Origin of the sequence: Duganella sp. CT11-25 (assembly GCF_047302815.1) — a bacterium.
GTDB lineage: Bacteria > Pseudomonadota > Gammaproteobacteria > Burkholderiales > Burkholderiaceae_D > Rugamonas.
Genome location: NZ_JBKBFD010000001.1, coordinates 55,055 through 77,238 on the forward strand (window position 1 = coordinate 55,055; position 22,184 = coordinate 77,238).

A 22,184-nucleotide genomic window follows, 5' to 3' on the forward strand; every position below is an offset into this window, starting at 1 on the left:
TCGGCCATCTTCACCGCTGCGGCGGGACATTGTTCATCTCATCCATCAGGCTCCGGATCTGGCTTTCGGTCTCCGGTGTCAGATTGCTGAACTTGCAGCCGATATGGATCTGCTCGCCCAGCAGGAAGGAACGGAAGGCGCGCGTGAAGCGGACTTCCAGTTCCGTGACGAGGAGGGTTTCCTCCTCCAGTTCCAGCCGCACATCCGGCAGTTTGCGGCCCTTGAGCAGGCCCTTCGCCTCGATTTTTGAGCAGCGCAGGCCGATCCCGCCCAGCGAGACATCGTATATCGACCACTCATGAGGGGTGCCGAGGATCTCCATCGCGGCCATGAGGTTGGCGCCCAGCGGCGTTTCCACGCGCTCCGAGGAACGCCGGTCCAGCACCGCGCAGGTTTCCGGGAATATCATCGGGATCAGCTGGGGCTTGCCGGGCACCGAGCTCCATTCCGGGTTGGACAGGTGAAATTGCAGTTTCGCGGTGCGCAGCACGGCGACAAAGGTGACCTTGCCGGGCGGTAGGGTTGCGCCTTCGTTTAGTTCCATCACGAAATGCGGCAACTCGGGGTCGACCGATAGAATGCGTCCAAGCACCGCCTCACGGCTGCCGGTCACGTACATCGAGATCGCGTCGCCGTTCGCGGCCAAAAGGGTCAGCGTATCGCCGATTTCGTCTTCGCTCGTCATCTCATGGGAGGTGGCGGCGGCCGGGATCGGCGTTATTGCATCTTGGGGCCGTGGCGGTCCTTTACGGATCGGGATCGGGGCGGCGGTGTGTTCGGTGAGCAGCATATTGTTTGGCTGTTGTAAATGCAACCACAGGCGCGGTTTGGGCCTGTTTGTAAATTCATCATAGGTCATGAATTGCCGAAAGGCAATGTCTTTTGAGTATTTGAAAATGGAAGGGCCGGAGCCATTCGCTGCTGAACGATTGACAAAACAAAGCCGATGCTGCGAAAAGGGCGTAGCGCCGTCTCCCGAAACGGGAGAAATTGACGCGCTTCGGCCGCCGTGCGACGATGCGGCCATGAGCAGCCTGTTTGAATGTAGTGCGCTCGCGCCCGCGTGGCTGTGCCACCATCGCGACCTTTTGATCTACCTGGCGCCGTCCCTGTTGCTGGCGCTGCTGATCCGCGCCTTGTCTGCGCGGCATCCCTTCTTTTTTCTGTTCACGCTGGCCGGCACCATCTGCCACGAGCTGGCGCATTTCGTCGCCGGCCTGCTGACTGGCGCCCGTCCCGCCGCGTTCACGGTGATACCGCGCCGGATAGGACAGGGCTGGGAATTGGGCTCGGTGCGCCTGACGCGGGTGCGCTGGTACAACGCGGCGCCGTCCGCGCTGGCGCCGTTTGTGGTGGTGCTGCTGCCGTTCGCGGTGGCGTGGTGGCGCACCCGCAGCGGTCTGCAATTCCAGTGGATCGACGTGGCGCTGGCGTTTGCCGTGGCGCCGCAGTTCCTGGCCTTCTGGCCATCCACCGTCGACTGGAAAATCTCGCTGCGGTCCTGGCCGTATCTGCTGATCGGCGGCGCCGGCTGGTGGGCGGCCGGCGTCGCGGGATTGACTAGTGGTGCATGGCTGCCGCATTGAGCGGCTTGACCGGCGCCTCGACCACGATCTTGCTGCGCACCTTCTGCGCGTCTTCGATCTCCAGCGTCAGCGGCACTTTGTCGCCATCCTTCAGCGGCTGCTTCAGCTCCAGCAGCATCAGGTGATAGCCGCCCGGACTGAGCGCGACCGGTTTGCCGGCCGGCAGTTCCAGCACGGCGATCTGGCGCATGCGCATGACGTCGTCGACCATCTTCATTTCGTGCACTTCGACCACGCCGGCGGCCGGCGAACTGGCGCCGACCAGGCTGGCGCCTTGCGTCGAGGTCAGCGTCATGAAGGCGCCGGTGGCTTTCTGCTGGGCGACGGTGGCGCGCACCCATGGTTCGCCGACCGTTACTTGGGCCAGCGCGGGCAGGGCTGCGAGAAGCAGCAGGGAGAGTAGTTTTTTCATTGGAAGAGGCCTTTCAGGAAGCCGGTTTCTTTTTTAGGGTTCATCAGCTGGCGCAGGTCGGCGACGCACTGCTGGGCGGTTTGCTCATGCTTGAGCGCCAGGCGGATCTTGCCGCTGGCGTCGAACACGTAGGTGAGGGCGGTGTGGTCCATCGAGTACGAACTGCCGCTCGGCACCTTGCGGTAGAAGATCTTGAAGTCGGCCGCAGCCTTGGCGGTCTGCTCGGCGTTGCCCCGTACGGCGACAAAGGTCGGGTCGAAGGCGCGCATGTATTCGGCCAGCAGCGGCGCGGTGTCGCGCTCCGGGTCGATGGTGACGAACACGACCTGGATCTTGTCGCCGTCGGCGCCCAGCAGGCGCTTGATTTCCACCGCGCGCGACAAGGCGGTCGGGCAGACATCCGGGCATTGCGTGAAGCCGAAGAACAGCAGCACATACTTGCCCTTGAAGTCGCGCAGCGAGGCGGGCTTGCCATCGCCGTAGAACAGTTTGTAGTCCGGGCCGATGCTGCTGCCGGTGATGTCGATGCCGGTGAAGGCGGCTTGCGCGGCCAGCGGCAGCGCGGCCAGCGATGTGATGAATAAACGTCGTTGCATGGATATCCTGCTTATCGGATGAGACGGATGCACGGCGGCCGGCGCCAGAAAGGGCGCGGCGTTAGCGTGCGGCTATCGGTATCAGGACAGCGCGGGCGGCGCGCGCGGCTGGGCGCTGGACCAGACGACGCGCGCGGCAGGGGCGGCGTGGCGCAGTGCCGGGTAAACCTCATGGCCGTACAGTACGGCTTGCAGGCCGGCTGCCAACGGCGGCGGCGCGTAGGTGTCGGCGTGGGTCGCGCAGAAGACGCAATGCTTGGCGCCATGAGCGGCTGGCTTGATTGGCGCCTGGGTGTTGGCCGGCGTCGCGCTGCACAGCTCCAGCGCCAGCGGGTCGCGCGTCAGCGACGTTACCGCATGGCTGATCGCAGGCGCGAACAGGTTCAGCAGGATCGCGAGGGAGACGATCAGGCTGTGCAGGCGACGGTGCTTGGAGTAATGACCCATGCCGCGATTATAGAATAAAACCGGCTTACCCACTGATTGCCGCCGCAGAGCAGAGGGCGGGGGAGGTTGCCACGGCGCCCTGTGGAAAGTCTTCTACTTTCTCTTCTATTTCCTTCTACTTTTTTCGTATTTTTTCAACTGAACGCTTACGCCGGCTATCGGTCTAACTTGAAGAAAATAGGACAAAATAGAAGGGAAAATCGAATGAAATCCACAATGAGTTTGCAGGTGGACACCGACACCCTGCTCAAACTGTCCGGGCGTAGGCTGGGATCAACCCGAGCGGCGCAAATTCCGCTTCCGGCTTGAGGACGTCGCCTTCGACTGACACGCCATAAAAGAGAAAAGCCGCCACCGTGCAGACGGTGGCGGCTTGCGCTGTCGAGGCGGCGATTACTTCAGTGCCAGGCGGCGCGACTGCTCGCTGCGCGGCTTGGACGAGCCCTCGTTGTTGCCCAGCTTGAAGATCTTGACCACGTCTTCCAGCTCGTGCGCCTGGTCCTGCAGCGCGTGGGCGGCGGCCGCCGCTTCTTCCACCAGCGCCGCGTTCTGCTGCGTCACCTGGTCCATCTGTGCGATGGCTTCGTGCACCTGGCCGATGCCGGCGCGCTGCTCTTCGCTGGCGCTGCTGATCTCGGCCATGATGTCGGTCACGCGGCGCACGCTGTCGACCACTTCCTGCATCGTCGTGCCGGCCTGCTCGACCTGCTTGCTGCCGACCTCGACCTTGCCGACCGAGTCATCGATCAGCGCCTTGATCTCCTTGGCGGCGGTGGCCGAGCGTTGCGCCAGGTTGCGCACTTCCGACGCCACGACCGCGAAGCCGCGGCCTTGCTCGCCGGCGCGCGCCGCTTCCACCGCCGCGTTCAGCGCCAGGATGTTGGTCTGGAAGGCGATGCCGTCGATGACCGAGATAATGTCGACGATCTTGCGCGACGAGGCGTTGATTGACCCCATCGTATCGACCACCTGCGCCACCACTTCGCCCCCCTTGGCGGCGATGCCGGAGGCGGCCATCGCCATCTGGTTGGCTTGCGCGGCGTTTTCGGCGTTCTGCTTGACGGCGCTGCTCAATTGCTCCATCGAGGCGGCGGTTTCTTCCAGGCTGGAGGCTTGTTCTTCGGTGCGCTGCGACAGGTCCAGGTTGCCGCTGGCGATTTCGCCCGAGGCGGTGGTGATCTGCTCGGCGCCACGGCGCACCTGGCCGACCACGTTCGACAGGTTGCTGCTGATGCCGTTCAGCGAGCGCAGCACCAGGCCGATCTCATCCTTGTTGTCGATGACCAGATGTACGTCCAGGTCGCCCTGGGCGATGCGGGTGGCCGCTTCCTCGGCGCGCGCCAGCGGACGCGACACTACGGTGCGCACCAGCAGGAACAGCACCCCGGCGAACAGCAGCAGCGAGACCAGGCCCAGCAGCGCATAGCGGTTGCGCAGCTGGCCGGCCTCCCGGGTGATTTCCTCGGTATAGGTGCCGCCGACGATCAGCCAGTTCCACGGCTTGAAGGTGTGGAACTCGACCATTTTCTCGCGCGGCGTCTCGCCGTCCTTGTCGGCCCAGTCGTAGCGCATGCTGCCTTCCTTGGCCTCCAGCATATCCTTGATGAACGGCCGGCCGTCGTTGCCCTTGCTGTCGAGCAGGCTGCTGCCTTCCTTGGTCGGGTGCACCAGCGCGTTGCCCTGGACCTTGCCGGCGGCGGCGTTGACCACGTAGATGTAGCCGGTGTCGCCGATCTTGATGGCCTTGATTTTTTCCTTGAGCATGTTCATGTTCTTGGAAATATCCAGGCCGATGAACAGCACGCCGATGACCTTGCCGCTGCCGTCCTTGATCGGATCGTATTGGGTGATGAACTGCTTGCCGAACAGCGTGGCCAGGCCGATGTAGCTGCCGCCGGCGCGCAGCAGGTTGTAGCTCGGGTGGGCGTGGTCGAGCTGGGTGCCGACGGCGCGCTCGCTGTTCTCTTTCTTCAGCGACGTGGTCACGCGCACGAATTCGTCGCCGTCGGCGGCGAAGATGGTGGCCACCACGCCGGTGTCGTTGGTGAATTTGTCGGGGATGCCGAAGTCCAGGTTCAGCGCCTTGCCACCGTGCAGCAGCGATGGCGTCGGCTTGCCGCCGATCTCGACCTTGGCGGCCGGATCCAGCGTGAAGCCGCCGTTGCTGAAATTGGCCGCGAACAGGCGCGCAAAGCTCGACGCTTCATTGGTCATGGCGGTGTTGAAGACCTCGACGGTATTGCTGATGCCGTCCAGCGAGTTGGCGACATTGGCCTTGGCGCGCTCTTTCAACATGGCCGAGGTGCTCATGTTGATCAGGGTGAGCAGGATCGCCAGGATCAAACTGATCAGGCCAAAAGTAAAAACGGTAATTTTCGTACCGACACCCCAGTTACGGGGATTGATTATTGTTTTCATGGTTCTCTTTAGAGAAAATGTGCTGCGGTTTGAGATCGCTCTGAAACGAGCATGCTCCGGGGGCGGGGGAGCGACTGCATGAGGTACCAACAACTAGGGCGCCTCATCGGTAGGAGGCGGGTGGCCGCTGCCGGCAGTGTTGCCGGCGGACCGTAAAATCATGCGTATGACGAGCATGATACCAGAAATTTTCTATTGAGCAACAATTTGGAGTGCATGCTCAAAACTTTTTGTTTTTGAAAACAATGACTTGAAGAGAAAATTGCCTGAATATCAGTACCCATGCGGCCAGGGCCGCACATTGCCCTGGTTTCATTTCAGTTACCCTTAAGCTTAGGCAGGGAAACTCTGGATTACCAGTGCCGTGTTGCGGCTGCTATCCTGTAGAATGGAATAGCGCTTTGCAACACCCAATAAATGATTGATTACGTTTCGGAGTAAGCCGATGAAGAAGCAAATGCTGTTGGTGGCCGTCCTTGCGGCCCTGTCAGTTCAGGCCGGCGCGGCCGTGCCGGAAAAAACGGCGGACACCCCCCTCAAGCCACAGGCTGGACAGACCCAGGCGGCCGTATGGGCCTCGCGTGTCCTCACGAAACTGCACTACAAGTCCACGCCGCTGGACGATGCGATGTCGGAAAAGATCTTCGACCGCTATTTCAAGTCGCTGGACTCGGAGAAAATGTTCTTCACCCAGGCCGACATCGACCAGTACGCCATCGTGCGCACCCGCCTCGACGACGCCATCACCGGCGAGAACCTCAGCGTTCCCTTCGCCATCTTCAATCTCTACCAGCAGCGCTTCAACGACCGCATCGGCTATGCGCGCGAACTGCTGAAGACCAAATTCGACTTCACCACCGACGAGAGCTACCAGTACGACCGCGAAAAGGCCGAGTGGAGCAAGAGCGAGGCCGAGGTCAAGGACCTGTGGCGCAAGCGCGTCAAGAACGAATGGCTGCGCCTGAAGCTGGCCGGCAAGGACGACAAGGCGATCCGCGAGACGCTGGACAAGCGCTATGAAAGCTACCTGAGCCCGTCGCGCAAGCTGACCAACGAGGACGTGTTCCAGATCTTCATGAACGCCTACGCGATGTCGATCGAGCCGCACACCAACTACCTGGGCCCGCGCGCCGCCGAGAACTTCGACATCGCCATGCGCCTGTCGCTGGAAGGCATCGGCTGCGTGCTGCAGACGCGCGACGACTACACCGTGGTGCGCGAAGTGGTGACCGGCAGCCCGGCCGGCCTGTCCGGCAAGATCAAGGTCGGCGACCGCATCGTCGCCGTCGCCAAGGACGAGAAGACGCCGATGACCGAAGTGCTGGGCTGGCGCCTGGACGACGTCGTCGCGCTGATCCGCGGCGCCAAGGATTCCACCGTGCGCCTGGAAATCCTGCCGGCCGACGCCGGCCCGGACGCTAAGCACAACGTGATCTCGCTGGTGCGCCAGAAGATCAGCATGGAAGAGCAGTCGGCCAAGAAATCGATCCTGGAAGTCAAGGACGGCGCCGTCAAGCGCCGCATCGGCGTGATCTCGCTGCCGACCTTCTACCAGGACTTCGAGGCGCGCCGCAAGGGCGACAAGGACTTCAAGAGCGCCACCCGCGACGTCGCCCGCCTGCTGGGCGAGCTGAAGAAGGACAAGGTCGACAACGTGCTGATCGACCTGCGCAACAACGGCGGCGGCTCGCTGAACGAGGCGGTCGAGCTGACCGGCCTGTTCATCGACAAGGGCCCGGTGGTGATGCAGCGCAGCGCCGACAACAAGGTCGAAGTCGAAAGCGACACCAACGCCGGCATGGCCTGGGACGGTCCGCTGGGCGTGCTGATCAATCGCGGTTCGGCCTCGGCCTCCGAGATCTTCGCCGCCGCGATCCAGGACTACGGCCGCGGCATCATCATCGGCGAGCCCAGCTTTGGCAAGGGCACGGTACAGACGCTGTTCGGCCTCGACCGCTTCGCGCAGAACGACAAGGTGCACTACGGCGAGCTGAAGTTCACGATCGCGCAATTCTTCCGCATCAATGGCGGCACCACGCAGCTGCGCGGCGTCACGCCGGACATCAAGCTGCCGACCATGTCGGACTCCGACAGCTTCGGCGAATCGAGCTACGACAACGCCTTGCCGTGGACCCAGATCAAACCGGCGGTCTACATCGCCGCCGGCGAGGTCAAGGAAATCGTACCGCTGCTGGACAAGAAGCACGACGCGCGGGTGGCCAAGGACAAGGACTTCCAGTACCTGGCCGAGGATATCGCGCTGGTCAAGAAGCAGCGCAAGGAAAATTCGATCTCGCTGAACGAAACCGTGCGCCGCAAGGAACGCGAGACGCAGGAAGCGCGCTCCAAGCTGCGTGAAGCGCGCCTGCTGGCCAACACGCCGGGCGCCGACGATCCGATCCTGGTGCCGGATCCGCGGGATGCGCTGAACAAGGCCATCTCCGCCAAGCCGGCCAGCGGCAAGACGGCGCCGGTGCCGAAGGTGGCGGGCGTCAAGGGCGCGTTGCGCAGCGACGACGGCCTGCAGGGTTCCGAGCGCACGCTGGCGGCCGAGCTGGAAGCGGAAAAAGCCGCCAAGGCGGCCAAGGACGTGCTGCTGAACGAAGCGGTGCACATCCTGGCGGACGAAGTCGGCCTGCTCAAAACCGACACCCGCATGGCCTCGCGCGTGCTGCCTTACGCCACCGACGTCAGCAAATAAACCGCCCAGTCCCGCGGAACGGAAAGCCCCACGCCCAGCGGCCTGGGGCTTTTTTGTTGGTTATCGAAATTATGAATGTCTGCCATTATCAATATAAATTGGACGTATATTCCGCGCCGCAGCATACTTCACCTGTCTCCTCTATTCTCCTCCAAGGAAATAGATTTAGCCCGCTCCCGTAGCGGGCTTTTTTTTTTACTTCGGTGTCGGCACTGACACCGCCTTGGTAATTGTTGAAGTGCTAAAGATCGGTTAAGCTACCTTTCTATGGATCAACTTTTAGGCTAAGGCAAGTGACTCCGACTCAATTCAAGTTAGCTCTCGCCGCGTTGGCGCTGGGCGGTGCGGCGGTGGGCGGCGGTGTCGCCTGGGTGGTGGTGAAGAAGCCGGCCGCCACGCCGGATGCGATCGGCTCGGTGGCGCGGCCATCGGCCACGCAGGGCACGCCGACGCATTGGAGCGGCCGCGTCAGCACCATCGCCGGCGACGGCTTGCCAGGCGCCGGCGATGGCAGCGCCAGGCGCACGCGCTTTGCCGATCCCTTCGGCGTGGCGCTGGACAAGGACGGCAACCTGTACGTCGCCGACGGCGGCGGCAACAACAGCATCCGCAAGATCGACCTGGCCGGCACCACCACCACGCTGGCCGGCAGCGAAGAGGGCTACGCGGAAGGCAGCGGCAAGGCGGCCGCGTTCAACACCCCGTCTGGCCTGGCGGTCGACGCCGCCGGCAACCTGTATGTGGCCGATACCGGCAACAACGCCATCCGCAAAATAAGCCCGCAAGGCGTGGTCTCGACACTGGCCGGCGACGGCCTGGCGGGCGACAAGGACGGCAAGGGCGCGGCCGCGCAGTTCAACGGCCCGATCGGCGTCGCCGTCGATGCCGCAGGCGTGGTCTACGTTTCCGACACGTATAACGACCGCATCCGCCGCATCGCCACCAACGGCGACGTCACCACCATCGCCGGCGGCAAGCGCGCCGGGCTGACCGATGGCGCTGCGGCGCAGGCCTTGTTCGATACGCCGACCGGCCTGGCGCTCAGCGCCGCCGGCGACCTGTACATCGCCGACACCGGCAACAACGCCATCCGCAAACTGGACAAGAACGGCAATGTCAGTACCGTGGCCGTGGCCAAGGAGGACGACCGCAACTCGCTGCTGCGCTCGCCCGTCGGCATCGCGCTGACGCCCGACGGCTATCTCTACCTGGCCAGCAGCTCGCATGGCCGCCTGGCGCAGATCACGCCGGCAGGGGAGGTGGTGTCGGTGCAGGACATCGACCGCCCGGCCCAGCCCGGCTATGGCCCGGACGGCGGCGTGCGCCTGTACGCGCCGCGCGGCATTGCGCTGTCCAAGGATGGCTCGCTGTTCGTGACGGACGCCGCCACCTTCCGCCTGCATCACGTCGGCGTGCCGCCGGCCGGTGAAGCGGCGCCGGCGCCGGAACCGCTGCCCGGCCTGCCCGCGCACGGCGCCACGATGTTGTGGCCGGTCAAGCCGCAGAACAAGGCGCACGAAGTGGTGGGCCTGATGGGCGAGGTGCGCGGCAATTTCGACGGCGAGAGCCGCGACCATTTCCACTCCGGCCTCGACGTGCAGGCCGCCATCGGCACGCCGGTGCTGGCGGTCACCGCCGGCAAGATCAGCGACCCGCGCGCCAGCTGGGGCTATGGCGAACTGTCGGAGGGCATCGCGCTCGACGGCCTGCAGTACATCCACATGCGCGTCGGCCGCGACGGCCGGGACAAGGTCATCGATCCGCGCTTCCAGCTGCTGAAGAACGAGAAGGGCGCGGCCGACGCCGTGCGCGTCAAGCGCGGCACGCGCTTCGTGGTCGGCGAGACGCTGGGCACGGTCAACCGCATGGCCCACGTGCACCTGGACTACAAGCCGAACGGCGACGCGCTCAATCCGTTGAGCCTGCCGTTCATCGACCTGGAAGATACGGTGGCGCCGCAAATCCAGAGCATCAGCCTGGTCGACGCCAACGGCAAAATCTTGAAAGACAAGGTCGACAACCGCCTGCTGGTGCCGCGCAGTCTAGGTGACGTGCAGATCGTCGTCGACGCCTTCGACCAGATGGATGGCGGCCAGAAACGCCGCCGCCTGGGCCTGTACAAGATCGGCTACCAGTTGCTGAACGCCGACGGCGAAACCATCCCTGGCATGGAGCAACCGCTGATCACGCAGCAGTACGATCGCCTGCCGCGCAACCGCGAAGCGGTCAAGCTGGCCTACGCGGCCAGCAGCGGCATTACCGTGCACGGCGCGGCGGAAACGCGCTTCGTCTATGCGATCAACAACACGCTGCGCGGCGGCAAGCTGACGCCTGGCGCATGGAAGGTCGGCGCGCTCGGTCCCGGCAACTACATCCTGCGCATCAGCGCCGAAGACTACGCCGGCAACGCCGCCACGCGCGGCCGCGACCTCGCCATCACGGTGGACTAACTAGGGCAGCAGCAGCGAGTGCTGGCTCGCTGTGTGGAAGTCGCGCCAGACGCGGTTGATGGCGCTGTCTTCGTGTGCCGCGTACAGGCCGCAGTACGGGTAGAGCTCGTCGACCGCCGCGCGCGAAGCGGCGACCAGTTCCAGCGAACTGGCCTGCACCGCCAGCATGTCGTCCGCGCTTAGCTGCGCGCCGCCCGCCACCGTCGCCCAGCTGCGGTCCAGCACATCGTAAAAACGCGCGCGCGCCTCGGCGTGCTTGTGCTCCTTGTCGCGCAGCAGCGCGGCGACCTCGGGCACCTCCAGCAGCGGCAGTCCCTTGGCGGCGTGCCTGCGCCGCTCCATGCATGGCCGCGCCAGGCGCATGAAGTGCGCCGCCATGCCGGCCATATTGGCGGCCAGCGTGACAAAGGCCAGCGAATAAAACGGAAAGCGGTACAGCGGGCCCTCGGCCGTGGCGGCGTCCGCGGCAATGGTAAATCCATGCTCCTTGCTCACCCATTCAGCATCGATGCGATAGCTGTGCGACGCGCTGGCGCGCATGCCGATGCTGCCCCACGACGGCACGATCTGCACCTGCGACGCCGGCACCAGGAAGGCGCGGATGCGCGGCGTGCCGTGTTCGTCGAGCAGCGGTTGGCCGTTTTGGCGCAGCACGGCGTTCAAGGTGAAATGCGTGGCCATCGGTGCGCCGCTGGCGTAGTCCCAGCGGCCGCTGATGCGGTAGCCGTCGCCTTCCAGATCGGCATGGCCGGTCGGCGCGCCGCTGCCGCCCAGGCAAACGCGCGGCGTGCCGACGATGCCGCGCGCCAGCTCCGGCGCCAGGAAGCCCGCGAACCAGCCGGCGCCGGCGCACAGCGTCAGCACCCAGCCCATGCTGCCATCGACGGCGGCGACGGCTTCCTCCAGCCGCACCACCTCCGGCAAGGGCAACTCGGCGCCGCCGCTGGCGCGCGGGGCCAGCATCTTGAGCCAGCCGCGCCGGTGCAGCAGCGCCTGCTGGACGGGATGCAGGAAGCGGGCGGTATCGGCCGCCCGCGCATGGCGCTCGATGCGGCGGACGTCGCGGTCTGAGAGAGGGGAGTGGATCATGCGGGGCTTTTTGGCAGTAGCAAAGCCCGGCATTTTCGCACAGCTCAGCGCAGGGTGGAGGGCTGGAAGGCGATCACGGCCATGCCTGCCAATGCCAAGCCGGCGCCCAGCAGATCCCAGCGGGTGAGGGCGACGCCGTCGACCAAGCGCAGCCACAGCAACGCGACCGCGATGTACATGCCGCCATACGCGGCGTAGGTGCGGCCGGCGGCGGTCGGATGCAGCGTCAGCAGCCAGGCGAACAGGGCCAGCGACAACGCCGCCGGCAGCAGCAGCCACGCGGTCTTGCCTTGCTTGAGCGCCAGCCACGGCAGATAGCAGCCGACTATCTCCGCCAGCGCCGTCATGGCGAACAATCCCGTCAGTTTGATCAGATCCAAAAGTCTTCTCCTTGCAAGCCGCTAGTCTAACCGAGCGCCACACTGTTGCGCTTTTTCGTTGACAGAAAATATTTATCGGAATATATTTTGCAGATGGAATTGGAATCGTTTCCAACTCTAAAAAAGAAAGCTAGTCCAGGCCCTGACCTGGCCGGCAAGGAGACTGCAGTTGCAACCGAAACGCCTCGTCGCGAAGGCGCCCCCGCGCCCATTTTTCCCTCGCAGCAGTGCGTTCCACTCTCCCTCGCCGCAGGCGGTTTAGCCGGCATCGCTGATGCCGGCGAGGTGCGGATTGGACGCCCGTCCGATCCGAATATGAGGAAGTTTGGATACGAGGAGTCATTGTGAAAAAACAGAAATTCGTACTGTCCGCCGTTGCCGCCAGTATCGTGCTGGCGTATGGCGTGCCGGCATCGGCCAGCGTCACCAGTCCCGTCATCGGCACGCTGCTGTGGTCCGATGAATTCAATGGCGCGACGCTGAACACGACCCTGTGGAACACCTACGACGGCAACGGCTGCCAGATCGGCCTGTGCGGCTACGGCAACCAGGAGCTGGAATACTACAGCCCCAACAATCTCTCCATCGTCAACGTGCCGTTCGAGTCCAGCACCCGCGCGCTGGCGATCAAGGCGCAAAACCAGACCATCGGCAGCAACGTCTTCACCTCCGGCAAGATCGACTCGGCCAACAAGGTCCAGGTGCAGTACGGCATGGTGGAGATGCGCATCGCCACGCCGCAGCTGGGCACCGGCCTGTGGCCCGCCGCGTGGATGCTGGGCACCAGCCCGCAGGTGTGGCCGCGCAAGGGCGAGATCGACATCATGGAAATGGGCCACAAGGCCAGCAGCCGCGCCGCCGCCTCGCCGACGCCGGGGATCGACAACTTCACCGGCGCCAACGTGATCACCTGGCAGCAGGCCGCCTGCGTGCCGGGCAACGAGAGCTGCGCCGCCTCGACCGCGTGGCAGACCAAGAACTGGTACATCCCGACCCAGTCGCTGGCCAACCGCTTCGTCATCTACCGCTTCTACTGGACCGAGTCGCAGATGCGCTTCACGGTGATCGACAACGGCCTCGAATACGATATGTACAACAGCCCGCTGCCGGTCAACTCGACCGCGCTGCAATCGCCGTTCTACCTGCTGTTCAACCTGGCCGTCGGCGGCAACTTCACCGACGCCGCCACCCCGGCCCAGGTCACCGCGCCGCTGCCGGGCACCATGTACGTCGACTATGTGCGCGTCTACCAGCTGGACGGCAAGGGCTCGGTCAAGCTCGGCAACCAGACCGTGCCGGAAGTGGGCAAGTTCGGCGTGTTCACCGACAACACCGTGGTCAACAACAAGCTGGTGGCGGGCAGCACTTCCGACATCTTTGTGTGGAACAACGCCTCGGTCTCGGCCGGCACCTTGCCGCCGTATGAGGGCAGCAACTCGATGTCGTGGAGCTACAACACGCCGGGCCAGTGGTTCGGCGGCAGCGTGCAGTCGCGCGCGGTGCGCGACATGAGCGGTTTCCGCAACGGCACCATGAAGCTCAAGATCAAGATCCCGGCCAATGTCGCCTTCACGGTCGGCATCGGCGACACCTACACCAACCAGAACTCGGTCAAGTTCCCGGCCAACGCCACCACCTACGGCCTGGTGCGCAACGGCGATTGGGGCACCGCCACCATCCCGGTCGCCGACCTGGCCGGCCCGCTGGTCGCGCTGCAATCGATGGTGGACGTGTTCCAGATCGCCAGCGATGGCGCGGCCTTGCCGACCTCGGCGTTCCAGATGGCGATCGACGACATCATCTGGGACACCGGCGTGCCGACCCCAACGCCGACTCCTACGCCTACCCCGACGCCGACACCCACTCCGACGCCAACGCCGACACCTACTCCAACGCCGACACCTACGCCGACACCAACCCCGGCACCAGCCGTCTCGCAAACCAGCGCGACGATGCTGAAGTTCTCGCTGAACTCGACCAGCTGGGCCGACGTGCACTACACCGTCAACAACGGCGGCCAGATGAACGTGCGCATGACGCAAGCATCCGGCGTCAACAGCTACACCGCCAGCGGCCTGGCGATCGGCGACGTGGTGCGCTACAGCTTCACCTATTGGGATACCGCCCATAACTACGCGGTAGACACCGCGCAGCAGACCTACACGATGCACTAGGAGCCCAAACGGCCGTCACTGAGGTGGCGGCCGTTTTTCCAATGTCACCGCCCAGAACAGCAGCGCCGCAAGGCTGACCGTCGCGCCCAGCCAGCACACGCCACGCCATCCCGCCACATCGTAGACAGTCGTCGCCGCAATCGCGCCGCCACCGCTGCCGACCGCGTAAAACATCATGTAGCAGCCCACCAGCCGGCTATGCGATCCGGCATGCCCGCGAAAGATCATGCTTTGATTGGTGACCTGCAGCGCCTGCACGGCCAGGTCCAGCATCAGGATGCCGGCGATCAGCGCCGCCAGCGACACCGTGCCCCATGCCAGTGGCAGCCAGGACAGCAACAGCATGAACAGCGCGCCGGCCGAAGTGCGCTGCGCCCAGCCGCGATCGGCCCAGTGCCCGGTGCGTGCCGCCGCCAGCGTGCCGACGAGTCCAACCAGGCCGAAAGCGCCGATCGCCGCATGTGAATAGCTGTAGGGTGGCGCGCTGAGCGGCAGCACCAGCGCGCTCCACAGGATGCTGAACGCGGCAAACATCAGCAAGGCGATCGTGCCGCGCACCTGCAGCACGTGGTCGCTCCGCAGCAACGTGAACATCGACGCAATCAACTGCGGATACGTCAGCCGCTGCAACGCCGGAGCCTGCGTCGGCAGCGTGCGCCAAAGCAGGGCGGCCATCGCCAGCATGGCCAAGGCCGAACAGCCGTACACGCTGCGCCAGCCGGAGATGTCGGCGATCAGCCCGGCCAGTGCGCGCGCCAGCAGCAGCCCCGCCACCACCCCGCCTTGCGCGGCGCCGACCACGCGCCCCCGCTCGGATTCGGCGGAGGCGGTGGCCGCATAGGCGATCAGGCCCTGCGTCATGGCCGTGCCCAGCATGCCGACCGCCAGCATGGCGAGCATCAGCGCCGTGGCCGATCCGGCCGCGCAGACACTGGCCAGCGCCGCCACCAGCGCAAGCAGCTGGGCCAGCATCAAGCGGCGCCGGTGCACCAGGTCGCCCAGCGGCACGAGCAGCAGCAGGGCCAGCACGCTGCCCAGCTGGGTCGCGGTGATGACGCCGCCGACGGCCGCGCGGCTGATGGAGAAATCCAGGGCCAGCGCATCAAGCAGCGGCTGGGCGTAATAAACATTGGCGACACTGAGTCCGCTGGCGCAGGCAAACAGCGCCACGAGGGAACGGGGCATGGGTTGCATATAAAGTGGTTTCAAATTAAAACTGGTTGTAGTGTAGCGATTCTGGTTTTAAACTGCAACCAGTTAACTCAAGGTGGCGCACATGGCAAAACGAAAGACAATGCAGGACAATGCCTGCCCGGTGGCGCGCTCGCTGGACTTGGTGGGCGACCGCTGGTCGATGCTGATCGTGCGCGACGCCTTCGACGGCATCCGCCGCTTCAGCGATTTCCAGCGCAACCTGGGCGTGGCGCGCAACATCCTGTCCGACCGGTTGGGCGCGCTGGTGGAGGAGGGCATACTCGCTGTCCAGCCCGCTTCAGACGGCACCTCCTACCAGGAATACGTGCTGACGGCCAAGGGCGAGCATCTGTTCCCGGTGGTGGTCGCGCTGCGGCAGTGGGGCGAGCGGCATCTGTTCGCCAAGGGCGAGCCGCACTCGGTACTGCTCGAAACCGCCAGCGGCAAGCCGGTGGCCGCCATGCTGCCGCACGACCGCGAGGGCGGCGTGTTGAAGGCAAGCGACACCCGGGTAAAGAAAATTAGTTAAAAGTGAACAAAGCCCGCCATTCTGTCGCCCTTTAAAAATGCCACAATCAATCAGGCTTTAGGGGTACAATTATTTGAACGATCGTGCTTTTTTAGGTCAGTTCAAAAAAATAAGGAGACAGCATGGATTTGACTTACACGGCTGCGGACCTGGCGTTCCGCGACACGGTGCGGGCATTCCTCGACGCCAACCTGCCGAGCGACCTGCAGAAAAAGGTCCGCAACCATTTGCGTCTGGGCCGCCAGGACTACGTCCGCTGGCACCAGATCGTCGCCCGCCAGGGCTGGGCCGCACCGGCATGGCCGGTCGAGCACGGCGGCCCGGGCTGGAGCGCCACCCAGCGCCACATCTGGGAAGAAGAGTGCGCCCGCGCCGGCACGCCGCCCATCCTGCCGTTCGGCGTCAACATGGTGGCGCCGGTCATCATGGCCTTCGGCAACGACGCGCAGAAAGCCCACTACCTGCCACGCATCCTGAATTGCGACGACTGGTGGTGCCAGGGGTATTCCGAACCGGGCTCCGGCTCCGACCTGGCCTCGCTGAAAACCACCGCCGAGCGTTCCGGCGACCACTACATCGTCAACGGCCAGAAGACCTGGACCACGCTGGGCCAGCACGCCGACATGATCTTCTGCCTGGTCCGCACCGACTCCACCGTACGCAAGCAGGAGGGCATCTCCTTCCTGCTGATCGACATGAAAACGCCGGGCATCACCGTGCGTCCGATCATCATGCTGGACGAAGACCATGAGGTGAACGAAGTCTTCTTCGACAACGTCAAGGTGCCGGTACAAAACCTGATTGGCCAGGAAAACAAGGGCTGGACCTACGCCAAGTATCTGCTGGGCCACGAGCGTACCGGCATCGCGGCGGTTGGCCGCTCCAAGCGCGAACTGCTGTTCCTGAAGCGGATCGCCTCCGAGCACTACAAGCACGGCAAGCCGCTGCTGCAAGACCCGGTCTACGCCGCCAAAGTGGCGAATCTCGAAATTGAACTGATGGCGCTGGAAACCACGGTGCTGCGCGTGATCACCAAGGAATCGCACGCTCCCGGCCCTGAAGCGTCGATGCTGAAGGTGCGCGGCTCCGAGATCCAGCAGATGCTGACCGAGCTGATGGTCGAAGCGCTGGGGCCGGACGCGCTGGCCTTCGACACCGACTACCTCGAAGGCAAGGCCGACCACGCCGTCACCGGCGACGACGCCGCCGCGCCGCTGGCCGGCTACTACTTCAATTTCCGCAAGACGTCGATCTACGGCGGCTCGAACGAGATTCAGAAAAATATCATCACCCAGATGATCCTGGGACTGTAAGGGGACGGCGATGGATTTCAACTTCAAGGAAGAGCAGCAGCAGTTCGCCGATGCGCTGCGCCGCTGGGTAGACAAGGATTACGGCTTCGACGTGCGCCACCGCATCATCCACTCCGCTTCGGGCGTGTCGGATGTGGCGTGGGATACGCTGGTCGAGCTGGGCATGACGGCCTTGCCGGTGCCGGAAGCGCAGGGCGGCTTCGACGGCACCGCGGTCGACATGCTGCTGGTGATGCAGGAGCTGGGTCGCGGCCTGGTGGTCGAGCCGTACTTCGCCACCGTGTGGGGCGCGCAGTTCCTCAAGCTGGCCGGTAACCAGTACCACCTGCTGCAGGACGTCGCCGAGGGCAAGCTCAAGCTGGCTTGCGCGCTGGGCGAAAAGCATTCGCGCCATGACCTGGCCGACATCAAGACCATCGCCAGCATCAACGGCGAAGGCTACCGCATCGACGGCACCAAGACCGTCGTGATCCACGGCGGCCAGGCCGGTGCGCTGATCGTCTCGGCGCGCAGCGCCGGCACCCAGCGCGACACCAACGGCATCAGTCTGTTCGTGGTGCCGGCCGACACGCCGGGCGTCACGGTGCGCGACTACCGGACCATCGACGGCCAGCGCGCGGCAACGGTGCAATTCCACCACGTCGCCGTGCCGGCGTCCGCGCTGCTGGGCAAGATGGGCGGCGGCTGGGAGATGCTGGACGAAGCGGCCGACTACGGCGCCAGCCTGCTGTGCTCGGAAGCGGTCGGCGCAATGGACGCGATCTTCGCCGCCACGCTCGACTACCTGAAAACCCGCAAACAGTTCGGCACGCCGATCGGCGGCTTCCAGGCGCTGCAGCACCGCATGGCCGATATGTTCATCCACCTGGAGCAGGCGCGCTCGATGGCGATGCTGGCCGCCGCGCGCATGTCCTGCGGCGATACCGAAGAGCGCCGCAAGGTGGTCTCGGCGGCCAAGGTGCGGGTGGGGCAGGCGGCCAAGTTCGTCGGCCAGCAGGCGGTGCAGCTGCACGGCGGCATGGGCGTGACGGACGAGCTGCCGGCCGCGCATCACTTCAAGCGGCTGACCATGATCGAGCTGACTTTGGGCGATGTCGACCATCACCTGGAGCGCTTCATCGCCCAGCGCGGTTTCCAGCAGCATTCATGATGCGCAGCTTCGCCAACCTGGAGGCCATGAAGGCCGAAGTGGGGAATGAGGTGGCGGTGTCGGACTGGGTCGAGATCAGCCAGCAGCGGATCGACCTGTTCGCCGACGCCACCGGCGACCATCAGTGGATACACACCGACACCGAGCGGGCGCGGCGCGAATCGCCTTACGGCGGTACGGTGGCGCACGGCTTCCTGACGCTGTCGCTGCTGCCGGCACTGCTGGTCAACGCGCTGCACATGGTCGACATGACGATGGGACTGAACTACGGCCTCAACAAGGTACGCTTTCCGGCGCCGGTGCCGGTCGGCAGCCGGGTGCGGGCGCGGCTGACGATCCAGTCGATCGAAGACATTGCCGGCGGCGCGCAAATCGTCTGGGGCGTGGTGATCGAGCGCGAAGGCGGCGACAAGCCGGTCTGCGTCGCCGAGTTCGTCATGCGCCGGTATTAGGGATGCAATCCCACAGCGATGTGGGAATTTGTGAGCTTTTCATTTGGGCAAGATGATATCCTGCTCATCGTGCCGAGTACGGTTAGGCGCTGCCGTTCGCGGTTCGATAGGCCCACGGAGTTTGAATATGAAATTTGATTGGCACGGCGGGACGATATCGCTCGCAACTGAAATCGACTCCGACTACAAGAACACGCAAAACGTTCGACGGTTTCTCTCCAATCAGTGCGGGGCAGATTTCAAATTTGACCGCGAACTGATGGCCTGGATGCGTAATGGACTCGCAAAAAATATGGGCGATGTAGTGGCCGAATGGAAGCGTCGTAGTGGCCGTCTGTAGCCGACTGCAGATTCAATCGGTCAATGCAGCGCCAGTTAGGACTGGTCGGCCTGGATAGCCGCTACGTGGACGTGAAGCTGCATGACGGAATTGTTCTGAAGAAGCTCGTCATTCGTGAAGGTTGGTGCATCACTGGTCGCGCAGGTGATGCCAATGGTGAGGGCCATTTGCCTTTTCAGGCTTCTGATATTAAGAAAATTCGCCGGCACAGCTTTCTTCCATTTTGGTGAGATGACAGTAATCGGCCACAAGCGGCCCCTCGAAATAGGTACAATTAATGGTTCGACTCGATTGTTCTGGCGTTACGTTCGGCTCTCAGCTTGATGAGCGGCATTTGTTCGAGTGGGCTGTGCAGATACCTGGCATCCTACGATGGGAGCAAGATACTCTTGTGGTGAAATCATCGAATCTGAGTCAGGCGTCGCTAAGGGACTTGGTAGCGCTATTCTCTCGATATCAGATACCCATGAAGCAGCTTGCCCAATTTAGAAGCGCCAGAAACGAAGCATGGTTTGCTTCTCCGCAGATGTATTGGCACACCAGAATTTTTGGATAGGCCGTAACCGGCCAGAAGGCGCCACTGGCTAATGTTCACATTGAGCAATAATGATGTTTCAGATTTTGGGGAAAAGAATGAAATTTGCTCTTCCATTGGTGGCAGCGTTATCTCTTGTTGGATGTGCAACCTCCAGCACAGGTCCAATTGCAGCGGGCAGCGACACTTTCGTAGTGTCTCGCCAAGCTGGGGCTTTTCCCAGTGGCCGTGAGCCGTTGTTGGCCGAAGCAATTGCTGAGGCGACTACAAAGTGCACGAGTCTAGGCAAAGCATTTAAATTAATATCCACAACAGAGAACCCCGGGCCGTACATACTAGGAAATTATCCAAAGGCGACAGTTGTCTTCTCTTGCGCTTAATGGCGGCCGTATCCGGCCAAGAGCCGACATAAAATTTCTCTCCCCAAATGGAAACTTTTAAACTCCGATACTTTTTTGATCCAGGCTCTGGCATCTGTCTTTGGTCGGAGAATGAACTGGCCATCGATAAATTTGGATATGCAGTTGAGTTGGACAGTCTTGAGATTTCATCGGCGCTCAAGTCGCAAGCAGAAGAACTGATTGTTCGCTTTGATACGTCCATTGGCTGGAACTATCCATCTGATCCTTCACCGTGGTCTGATAAGGAGCGACAGCGCTTTGAGACTGACTCGGCAAGTCTACTTCAATCACTTCAAGAATGCTTGGGTGATGTTTTTGAAATTTGGGATTGCACGCGTTGACTTCAACCGGCCAGGAGCCGCCGGTCAGGCGAGTGTAAAAAATGAGTTTTTTTGATGAGAACTTTTAACTCAATGAAATCTTTGCGATTCTGGTCACTAATGCTAGGGACTGCATCCCTTGCACCAATGGTCTACTTCGCGTATCAGAATTGGCTATTCTCACAATGGGCCAAGGAACAATCTGTCAATGGCGGTTTCGTTTGCGGGACCGGCATGGTCGCGTTGCTCGCACTTTGCATTGTAGCTGGCGGCGCATTTTCTGCCGTCGGTAGTTTGTTAGGCTTGATAGGCTACTTTAAAATCGAAAAACCAAGGCCAAGAATGCGCATTTTGGAGATAGGTCTCGTCGGTAGCGTTATGGTGGTAGCCATGATTGCTGCTTTTGTTTTTGTCTGACGTCTTTCGACTGCGGATTCAATCGGTGGTCGCAACACTCTAACCTAAATGCATAAGCATGAGGAGTGTTGATCATGAAACAGAGACCCCGGATCTATTACACTGAAAGCCAGAAGGCTCTGATGTGGGATCGTTGGAAGCAAGGTGACTCCCTTCAGATGATTGCGCAGTTGTTCGATCGAAACCACTCATCGATCCAACATATTTTTGCAGAGACAGGCGGCATACGTCCAGCCCAGCGTTGCCGATCCGTGCGGGCTCTGACGCTATCTGAACGCGAAGAAATATCGCGGTCGGTCGTCACAGGGGAATCAGTGCGCGCACTCGCGCGGCGCCTACGGCGCGCGCCGTCGACCGTCAGCAGAGAAATCAATCGCAACGGTGGCCGCGCGGCATATCGCGCAGTCCAGGCGGATCAGCATGCTTGGGATCAGGCGCGTCGCCCCAAACGTTGTAAGCTGGCCGAGAGTCAGGAACTGGCCGAGCTGGTCGCCGGCAAGCTCCAACTCGAGTGGTCGCCCGAGCAGATTGCTGGATGGCTCAAGCACATCTTCCCAAGTTCGGAGGGGTATCACGTGTCGCACGAGACGATTTACCGCAGCCTCTACATCCAGGCGCGCGGCGCGCTGAAGAAGGAGCTTCTTGAGCATCTACGCCGGACCCGCGCCATGCGCCGCTCCCGTCATCATACTCAGAAGACGGATGACCACGGCAGGATCAAGAATGCCATATCGATTAGCGAGCGCCCCGCCTCTGTGGAGGACCGGGCGGTCCCCGGGCATTGGGAAGGCGATCTGCTGTTCGGCAGCCATAACAGTCAAATCGCGACGCTCGTCGAGCGCCAGACGCGCTACGTTATGCTGGTCAAGGTCGCGGGCAAAGACACGCAAACCGTCGTGGACGCATTGATCCAGCATGCCATGAAACTGCCGCAGGAACTTTACAAATCCCTTACTTGGGATAGAGGAAAAGAGCTCGCTGATCACAAACGATTTAAGTTGGCGACCGATATCCAAGTCTATTTCTGCGATCCGAAAAATCCTTGGCAGCGCGGTTCAAATGAAAACACCAACGGACTTCTTCGACAGTATTTTCCAAAGGGTCTCGATCTGTCGGGCTACTCACAAGGTCAGCTCGATGCGGTGGCGAACCGACTGAACGGTCGCCCCAGAAAGACGTTAGACTATGAAACTCCAGCACAACGATTCGAACGATGTGTTGCATTGACCGATTGAATCCGCAACCGTCAACGGCCAGAAGCCGACCTTAAAACTTGTGGA

At 62.6% G+C, this 22,184-nt stretch carries 21 protein-coding genes; 13 read left to right on the plus strand and 8 right to left on the minus strand.

Translation table 11 applies throughout. From position 1 onward, the window contains the following. Positions 1-10: 10 nt before the first annotated feature. The gene (locus tag ACEN9F_RS00135) at positions 11-1,027 is read right to left on the minus strand and encodes a PilZ domain-containing protein (RefSeq protein ID WP_413416598.1); all 1,017 of its coding nucleotides are present in this window, start codon (positions 1,025-1,027) and stop codon (positions 11-13) included. Here ACEN9F_RS00135 and ACEN9F_RS00140 point away from each other — a divergent pair. After that, a complete protein-coding gene (locus tag ACEN9F_RS00140; RefSeq protein ID WP_413416600.1) occupies positions 1,026-1,586 on the plus strand; it encodes a hypothetical protein in 561 nt (186 codons plus the stop codon). The genes ACEN9F_RS00135 and ACEN9F_RS00140 overlap by 2 nt on opposite strands. Here ACEN9F_RS00140 and ACEN9F_RS00145 read toward each other — a convergent pair. From ACEN9F_RS00145 to ACEN9F_RS00160, 4 genes are all read right to left on the minus strand, one after another. Beyond that, positions 1,561-1,998, minus strand: a complete 438-nt coding sequence (locus ACEN9F_RS00145) for a copper chaperone PCu(A)C (RefSeq protein ID WP_413416602.1) — start codon at positions 1,996-1,998, stop codon at positions 1,561-1,563. The two genes, ACEN9F_RS00140 and ACEN9F_RS00145, sit on opposite strands and share 26 nt — an antisense overlap. Next, positions 1,995-2,594, minus strand: coding sequence for an SCO family protein (locus ACEN9F_RS00150; RefSeq protein ID WP_413416604.1), 600 nt, complete (start codon positions 2,592-2,594; stop codon positions 1,995-1,997). The genes ACEN9F_RS00145 and ACEN9F_RS00150 overlap by 4 nt, the downstream gene beginning before the upstream one ends. An 81-nt stretch (positions 2,595-2,675) precedes the next feature. Continuing rightward, entirely contained in the window at positions 2,676-3,041 is a 366-nt protein-coding gene (locus tag ACEN9F_RS00155) for a DUF2946 family protein (RefSeq protein ID WP_413416606.1), read from the minus strand. Positions 3,042-3,434: 393 nt separating this feature from the next. Next, positions 3,435-5,459 carry a Cache 3/Cache 2 fusion domain-containing protein gene (locus ACEN9F_RS00160; RefSeq protein WP_413416608.1) on the minus strand — a complete coding sequence of 675 codons (2,025 nt, stop codon included), beginning with the start codon at positions 5,457-5,459 and terminating at the stop codon, positions 3,435-3,437. Between the two features lie 445 nt (positions 5,460-5,904). On the opposite strand from ACEN9F_RS00160, the gene ACEN9F_RS00165 reads away from it, so the two are divergent. Together ACEN9F_RS00165 and ACEN9F_RS00170 are read left to right on the plus strand one after the other, a co-directional pair. Continuing rightward, entirely contained in the window at positions 5,905-8,160 is a 2,256-nt protein-coding gene (locus ACEN9F_RS00165) for a carboxy terminal-processing peptidase (RefSeq protein ID WP_413416610.1), read from the plus strand. A gap of 293 nt (positions 8,161-8,453) precedes the next feature. Further along, positions 8,454-10,610 carry a gluconolaconase gene (locus ACEN9F_RS00170; protein ID WP_413416612.1) on the plus strand — a complete coding sequence of 719 codons (2,157 nt, stop codon included), beginning with the start codon at positions 8,454-8,456 and terminating at the stop codon, positions 10,608-10,610. On the opposite strand, the gene ACEN9F_RS00175 is transcribed toward ACEN9F_RS00170, so the two are convergent. Then, positions 10,611-11,699: an acyl-CoA dehydrogenase gene (locus ACEN9F_RS00175; protein WP_413416614.1), complete on the minus strand. Its 1,089-nt coding sequence runs from the start codon at positions 11,697-11,699 to the stop codon at positions 10,611-10,613. Positions 11,700-11,743: 44 nt separating this feature from the next. After that, entirely contained in the window at positions 11,744-12,079 is a 336-nt protein-coding gene (locus ACEN9F_RS00180) for a YnfA family protein (protein WP_413416616.1), read from the minus strand. A 344-nt stretch (positions 12,080-12,423) separates the two neighbouring features. Between ACEN9F_RS00180 and ACEN9F_RS00185 the strand changes: the two genes are divergently transcribed. After that, the gene (locus tag ACEN9F_RS00185; RefSeq protein WP_413416618.1) at positions 12,424-14,253 is read left to right on the plus strand and encodes a family 16 glycosylhydrolase; all 1,830 of its coding nucleotides are present in this window, start codon (positions 12,424-12,426) and stop codon (positions 14,251-14,253) included. Between the two features lie 15 nt (positions 14,254-14,268). On the opposite strand, the gene ACEN9F_RS00190 is transcribed toward ACEN9F_RS00185, so the two are convergent. After that, on the minus strand, positions 14,269-15,447 hold the full coding sequence (locus tag ACEN9F_RS00190; protein WP_413416620.1) for an MFS transporter: 1,179 nt from the start codon (positions 15,445-15,447) through the stop codon (positions 14,269-14,271). A gap of 82 nt (positions 15,448-15,529) precedes the next feature. Here ACEN9F_RS00190 and ACEN9F_RS00195 point away from each other — a divergent pair, with 82 nt between their 5' ends. The 9 genes from ACEN9F_RS00195 to ACEN9F_RS00235 all read left to right on the plus strand — a co-directional run bounded on the left by ACEN9F_RS00195 (position 15,530) and on the right by ACEN9F_RS00235 (position 22,139). Continuing rightward, positions 15,530-15,976 carry a winged helix-turn-helix transcriptional regulator gene (locus ACEN9F_RS00195; protein WP_413416622.1) on the plus strand — a complete coding sequence of 149 codons (447 nt, stop codon included), beginning with the start codon at positions 15,530-15,532 and terminating at the stop codon, positions 15,974-15,976. A 122-nt stretch (positions 15,977-16,098) separates the two neighbouring features. Further along, positions 16,099-17,289, plus strand: a complete 1,191-nt coding sequence (locus ACEN9F_RS00200; protein ID WP_413416624.1) for an acyl-CoA dehydrogenase family protein — start codon at positions 16,099-16,101, stop codon at positions 17,287-17,289. A gap of 10 nt (positions 17,290-17,299) precedes the next feature. Further along, on the plus strand, positions 17,300-18,439 hold the full coding sequence (locus ACEN9F_RS00205) for an acyl-CoA dehydrogenase family protein (protein ID WP_413416626.1): 1,140 nt from the start codon (positions 17,300-17,302) through the stop codon (positions 18,437-18,439). Beyond that, complete coding sequence (locus ACEN9F_RS00210) at positions 18,439-18,891, plus strand: MaoC family dehydratase (RefSeq protein ID WP_413426920.1); 453 nt, start codon at positions 18,439-18,441, stop codon at positions 18,889-18,891. The genes ACEN9F_RS00205 and ACEN9F_RS00210 overlap by 1 nt, the downstream gene beginning before the upstream one ends. A gap of 127 nt (positions 18,892-19,018) precedes the next feature. Further along, a complete protein-coding gene (locus ACEN9F_RS00215; protein ID WP_413416628.1) occupies positions 19,019-19,231 on the plus strand; it encodes a DUF6434 domain-containing protein in 213 nt (70 codons plus the stop codon). Positions 19,232-19,254: 23 nt separating this feature from the next. Further along, positions 19,255-19,461 (plus strand): hypothetical protein, encoded by a 207-nt coding sequence (locus ACEN9F_RS00220; RefSeq protein WP_413416630.1) that lies wholly within the window; start codon positions 19,255-19,257, stop codon positions 19,459-19,461. Between the two features lie 732 nt (positions 19,462-20,193). After that, entirely contained in the window at positions 20,194-20,508 is a 315-nt protein-coding gene (locus ACEN9F_RS00225; protein WP_413416632.1) for a hypothetical protein, read from the plus strand. A gap of 54 nt (positions 20,509-20,562) precedes the next feature. After that, positions 20,563-20,904: a hypothetical protein gene (locus ACEN9F_RS00230; RefSeq protein WP_413416634.1), complete on the plus strand. Its 342-nt coding sequence runs from the start codon at positions 20,563-20,565 to the stop codon at positions 20,902-20,904. Positions 20,905-20,978: 74 nt separating this feature from the next. Continuing rightward, positions 20,979-22,139: an IS30 family transposase gene (locus ACEN9F_RS00235; RefSeq protein ID WP_413416636.1), complete on the plus strand. Its 1,161-nt coding sequence runs from the start codon at positions 20,979-20,981 to the stop codon at positions 22,137-22,139. Positions 22,140-22,184 lie beyond the last annotated feature (45 nt).

Coding starts and splice junctions, on each gene's coding strand:
- ACEN9F_RS00205 (WP_413416626.1), top strand. CDS start 17,300: ATGGATTTCAACTTCAAGGAAGAGCAGCAGCAGTTCGCCGATGCGCTG.
- ACEN9F_RS00175 (WP_413416614.1), bottom strand. CDS start 11,699: ATGATCCACTCCCCTCTCTCAGACCGCGACGTCCGCCGCATCGAGCGC.
- ACEN9F_RS00210 (WP_413426920.1), top strand. CDS start 18,439: ATGCGCAGCTTCGCCAACCTGGAGGCCATGAAGGCCGAAGTGGGGAAT.
- ACEN9F_RS00150 (WP_413416604.1), bottom strand. CDS start 2,594: ATGCAACGACGTTTATTCATCACATCGCTGGCCGCGCTGCCGCTGGCC.
- ACEN9F_RS00215 (WP_413416628.1), top strand. CDS start 19,019: ATGAAATTTGATTGGCACGGCGGGACGATATCGCTCGCAACTGAAATC.
- ACEN9F_RS00165 (WP_413416610.1), top strand. CDS start 5,905: ATGAAGAAGCAAATGCTGTTGGTGGCCGTCCTTGCGGCCCTGTCAGTT.
- ACEN9F_RS00145 (WP_413416602.1), bottom strand. CDS start 1,998: ATGAAAAAACTACTCTCCCTGCTGCTTCTCGCAGCCCTGCCCGCGCTG.
- ACEN9F_RS00160 (WP_413416608.1), bottom strand. CDS start 5,459: ATGAAAACAATAATCAATCCCCGTAACTGGGGTGTCGGTACGAAAATT.
- ACEN9F_RS00190 (WP_413416620.1), bottom strand. CDS start 15,447: ATGCAACCCATGCCCCGTTCCCTCGTGGCGCTGTTTGCCTGCGCCAGC.
- ACEN9F_RS00235 (WP_413416636.1), top strand. CDS start 20,979: ATGAAACAGAGACCCCGGATCTATTACACTGAAAGCCAGAAGGCTCTG.
- ACEN9F_RS00140 (WP_413416600.1), top strand. CDS start 1,026: ATGAGCAGCCTGTTTGAATGTAGTGCGCTCGCGCCCGCGTGGCTGTGC.
- ACEN9F_RS00200 (WP_413416624.1), top strand. CDS start 16,099: ATGGATTTGACTTACACGGCTGCGGACCTGGCGTTCCGCGACACGGTG.
- ACEN9F_RS00135 (WP_413416598.1), bottom strand. CDS start 1,027: ATGGCCGCATCGTCGCACGGCGGCCGAAGCGCGTCAATTTCTCCCGTT.
- ACEN9F_RS00195 (WP_413416622.1), top strand. CDS start 15,530: ATGGCAAAACGAAAGACAATGCAGGACAATGCCTGCCCGGTGGCGCGC.
- ACEN9F_RS00225 (WP_413416632.1), top strand. CDS start 20,194: ATGGAAACTTTTAAACTCCGATACTTTTTTGATCCAGGCTCTGGCATC.
- ACEN9F_RS00220 (WP_413416630.1), top strand. CDS start 19,255: ATGCAGCGCCAGTTAGGACTGGTCGGCCTGGATAGCCGCTACGTGGAC.
- ACEN9F_RS00230 (WP_413416634.1), top strand. CDS start 20,563: ATGAGAACTTTTAACTCAATGAAATCTTTGCGATTCTGGTCACTAATG.
- ACEN9F_RS00155 (WP_413416606.1), bottom strand. CDS start 3,041: ATGGGTCATTACTCCAAGCACCGTCGCCTGCACAGCCTGATCGTCTCC.